Genomic DNA, 4097 nt, shown 5'->3' with positions numbered 1-4097 from the left:
AGCGCCGCGGCCAGGGTGCGGCGCCCCGACCCCAGGCCGCCGCGGATCCGGATGTCGACGGGCGCGTCGAAACGCGCGAGGGCCTCCTCCACCGGGCCGTACGCACCAGGGTCGTACACGACAGGGCCGACGGCGGGGTCGACCGACCGTCCGGAGCGTTCCCGGGCGGAGGAGAGCAGGCGTCGGACGCGCACGGCGGGATCCGGGCTCTCGGGTCGCACCGGGGCCTGGGGCTCGGTGTCGTGGGTCACGGTCGGCACGCGATAATCGTGACGTGGGGACCTGCCCGCGGCAAGACCTTCCCCCAGGCAGGGTCACCCGCGCGGCGCGGCGAGCGGCCCCGCGGCACGGGCGGGGACGTCGGTCGGATTCGTAACCCGACCACGGATTACGGGATGATGGCCGGGTGAACCAGAGCGAGAACCCCGCCCCGGCGGCTGACGGGACCCCGGACGACGGTGTCACTCCCGACGACGGTGCCACTCCGGACGACGGTGCCACTCCCGACGACAGCGCCCGCCTGTTCCCCCGGGTGACGGCCTACCGGTTCCGGCGCGGAACCCTGCGGCCGGGCCAGCAGCGCAACTGGGAGGAACACTGGCCCACCTACGGGCGCAACGTCTCCGACGAGATCGTGGACCCGGAGCAGATGTTCGGGCGCCGCGCACCGTTGATCGTGGAGATCGGGTCCGGGACCGGGACCTCGACCGCCGCGATGGCCGCCGCCGAGCCGGACGTCGACGTGATCGCCGTGGAGGTCTACCAGCCCGGACTGGCCCAGCTGCTGGGCATGGTCCTGCGCGAGGGGCTCGAGAACGTGCGCATGATCCGCGGCGACGGCGTGGACGTGCTCACCAACATGATCGCGCCGGCGAGCCTGACCGGGGTCCGCGTGTTCTTCCCCGACCCCTGGCCCAAGGCCCGCCACCACAAGCGGCGGCTGCTGCAGTCCGGCACCTTCGAGCTCATCGCCTCACGCCTGGCGCCCGGCGGCGTGTTGCACGTGGCCACGGACCACGCCGACTACGCCGAGTGGATCGGCGAGACCGGCGACGCCGAGCCCGCGCTGAGACGGCTGGACCCCGCGACCGACCTCGGGCACGTACCGTTCAGTCTTGACAGACCCGTGACGAAGTTCGAGGGCAAGGGGCTGCAGGAGGAGCGAGTGATCAACGAATTCCTCTGGCGTCGTACGAACTGACGCCCTTCTCCACAGCCCCCGAACGACGACGACCGAGGCGGACGCGATGACCCCACCTGACGAGATGCGCAACCACGACACGACGGACGTGGTCACGCCCGACGCCCCGGGAGTGGTGCTCCTGGTGTGGGACGCGCCCAACGTCGACATGGGGCTGGGGTCCATCCTGGGTGGCCGCCCCACCGCGATCTACCGGCCGCGCTTCGACGCGCTCGGCCGGTGGCTGCTCGGGTACACCGCCGACCTGTCCCTGCAGACCGAGGACACCCTCGAGGCCGAGGCGACGGTCTTCACCAACATCGTCCAGGGCACCTCGGACAACGTCCGGCCGTGGGTCGAGGCGCTGCGCAACGTCGGCTTCGCCGTGTTCGCCAAGCCCAAGACCAGCGACGACTCCGACGTCGACGAGGACATGCTCCAGCACATCGACCTGCGGGCCGGCTCCGGCCGCCTCGCGGGCGTGGTGGTGGCGTCGGCCGACGGTCAGGCGTTCCGCGAACCGCTGGAGGACCTCGCCCACGACATCCCGGTCACGGTGATCGGGTTCCGCGAGCACGCCACCTGGGCCGTCCAGCACGACACCATCACGTTCCTCGACCTCGAGGACATCCCCGGTGTGTTCCGCGAGCCGCTGCCCCGGGTCAGCCTCGAGAACCTGCCCGACGAGGGTGCCTGGCTGCAGCCGCTGCGGCCGCTCACGGCCCTGCTCACCTCGCGCTAGGAGTTCCCCGGTGTTCAACTCACTCGGGCGGTTCGTCGCCCACCGCCGCGTGCTGGTCCTGGTGTGCTCGGTTCTCGTCATGGCGTTCATCAGCCTCGCCGGAACCGCGTTCGGCAACCCGTTCGGTCAGGGCGGGTTCGAGGACCCCGACAGCGGGTGGGCGACCGCCGAACGGCTCGAGCAGGAGGCGTACGGACGCGACGCGCTCGGCGACGTCGTGGTGTCGTACCACGCACCCGAGGGCACCTCGGTCGACGATCCCGCCTTCCAGGACCCGATCCGCGCCTCGCTCGAGTCGATCCGCACCGAGCACCCGGACGAGGTCACCGGCGTCACCAGCTTCGTGTTCAACCAGTCCCCGGCCCTGGTCAACAGGGACGAGGGCATCGTCGTGGCCTCCGTCCAGATCGCCGGCGAGGACGAGGAGATCCTCGAGAACTTCCGGGTGATCGAGGACGGGATCGCCATCGACGGCATCCAGACCGACGTCGCGGGTGTGCAGGCGGTCGCCGGTGCGCTGCAGGACGGGATGGACGCCGACCTGGTCCGCGCCGAAATCATCGCGCTGCCGCTGGTGTTCCTGCTGCTGATCGTGGTGTTCGGCGGTGTCGTGGCCGCGTTCATGCCGGTCGCGGTGGGCGTGCTCACGATCCTCGGTTCGCTCGGGGCGTTGCACCTGCTGTCGCTGGTCACCCCGGTGAACTCCTTCGCCCAGAACGTGGTGACTCTGATCGGCCTCGGCCTGGCGATCGACTACGGCCTGTTCGTCGTGAGCCGGTTCCGGGAGGAGATGGCCGAGGGCTACCCACCGGACGCGGCGGTGCGCCGGGCGGTGGCCACCGCCGGACGGACCGTGGTGTTCTCCGCGGTCATGGTGGGCGTGACCCTGTCCGGGCTGCTCATCTTCCCGCAGGCGTTCCTCAAGTCCGTCGCCTACGGCGCGATCGCCGCCGTCATCCTCGCCGCCGCACTGTCGGTGACGCTCCTGCCGGCCGTGCTGATGCTGCTCGGCCACCGCATCGACATGCTCGGCATCAAGCGACTGCAGCGTCACCGCTCGCGCGAGCAGGTGGAGAACGGCCTGTTCGGTCGCGTCGCCGACTTCTCCATGAAGCGCCCGGTGGCTGTGGCCATCCCCGTCGTCGTGGTGCTGGTCGCGCTCATTATCCCGTTCTCCGGCGTGAAGTTCGGCGGCATCAACGAGACCTACCTCCCGCCGGACAACACCACCCGCGTCGCGCAGGAGCAGTACGACGAGAACTTCCCCGGCACCCGCACCGACCCGGTCAAGCTCGTGGTGATCGGCTCCGACGGGGCGACCCTGTCGCAGATCCGCTCGGCGGCCAACGAGGCGCCGGGTCTGACCGGTCCGTTCCAGTTCGCCCGCTCGGGCGAGCAGGACGCGCAGGGGCGCGACGTGGTGGTGTTGCAGACCGGCGTGATCGACCGGAACGACGCCGCCGAGACCGTCGAGTACCTGCAGTCCTTCCCGATCCCCGCGGACACCGAGGTGTACGTCGGCGGCAACCCGGCCATGGAGCGCGATTCGGTCGAGGCCCTGGTCGACGGTCTGCCGTGGTTCGTGCTGTACGTCCTACTGGCGACCACGCTCCTCATGTTCCTCGCGTTCGGGTCGCTGGTGCTGCCGATCAAGGCCGCGATCATGAACCTGCTCGGCCTCGGTGCCACCCTCGGCATCCTCACCTGGATCTTCGTCGACGGGCACCTGTCCGGGTTGCTCGGGTTCACGGCCGGCCCGCTCACCTCGCCGGTCGTGGTGCTGCTCATGGCGATCATCTACGGGCTGTCCACGGACTACGAGGTGTTCCTGGTCTCGCGGATGGTCGAAGCACGCTCGCGGGGCGCTCGGACGACGGAGGCCATCCGCAGCGGAGTGGCCAACACCGGCCGGATCATCACCTCGGCCGCGCTCATCCTCATCGTGGTGACCGGCGCGTTCGCGTTCTCCGAGATCGTGATGATGAAGTACATCGCGTTCGGCATGATCGCCGCGCTCATCATCGACGCCACCGTGATCCGCATGCTGCTCGTGCCGGCGGTCATGCAGATGCTCGGCACCGACAACTGGTGGGCGCCCGGGTGGATGAAGCGCGTCCAGGAACGGATCGGCCTCGGCGAGGCGGAGATCGACGACGAGCCCGAGCTGCTCACCGG

At 70.1% G+C, this 4097-nt stretch carries 3 protein-coding genes and 1 pseudogene; 3 read left to right on the top strand and 1 reads right to left on the bottom strand.

The window, feature by feature from the left end:
• Positions 1-260: pseudogene (locus G6024_RS08355) on the bottom strand (hypothetical protein); the annotation flags it as partial.
• Positions 261-406: 146 nt separating this feature from the next.
• Between G6024_RS08355 and trmB the strand changes: the two are divergent.
• The 3 genes from trmB to G6024_RS08340 form a co-directional block, all read left to right on the top strand.
• The gene (trmB, locus tag G6024_RS08350) at positions 407-1201 is read left to right on the top strand and encodes a tRNA (guanosine(46)-N7)-methyltransferase TrmB (RefSeq protein WP_159148474.1); all 795 of its coding nucleotides are present in this window, start codon (positions 407-409) and stop codon (positions 1199-1201) included.
• Between the two features lie 46 nt (positions 1202-1247).
• On the top strand, positions 1248-1922 hold the full coding sequence (locus tag G6024_RS08345) for an NYN domain-containing protein (protein ID WP_096906650.1): 675 nt from the start codon (positions 1248-1250) through the stop codon (positions 1920-1922).
• A gap of 10 nt (positions 1923-1932) precedes the next feature.
• The coding region (locus tag G6024_RS08340; RefSeq protein WP_159148473.1) for an MMPL family transporter at positions 1933-4097 on the top strand (2165 nt) is incomplete at its 3' end.

Origin of the sequence: Dietzia maris, assembly GCF_014144855.1 — a bacterium.
GTDB classification, from domain to species: domain Bacteria; phylum Actinomycetota; class Actinomycetes; order Mycobacteriales; family Mycobacteriaceae; genus Dietzia; species Dietzia kunjamensis.
This window is presented reverse-complemented; position numbering and strand designations above follow the sequence as displayed.

What these genes read in the sequence shown, in the direction of transcription:
- G6024_RS08345 (WP_096906650.1), top strand. Translation starts at nt 1,248, where the DNA reads ATGACCCCACCTGACGAGATGCGCAACCACGACACGACGGACGTGGTC.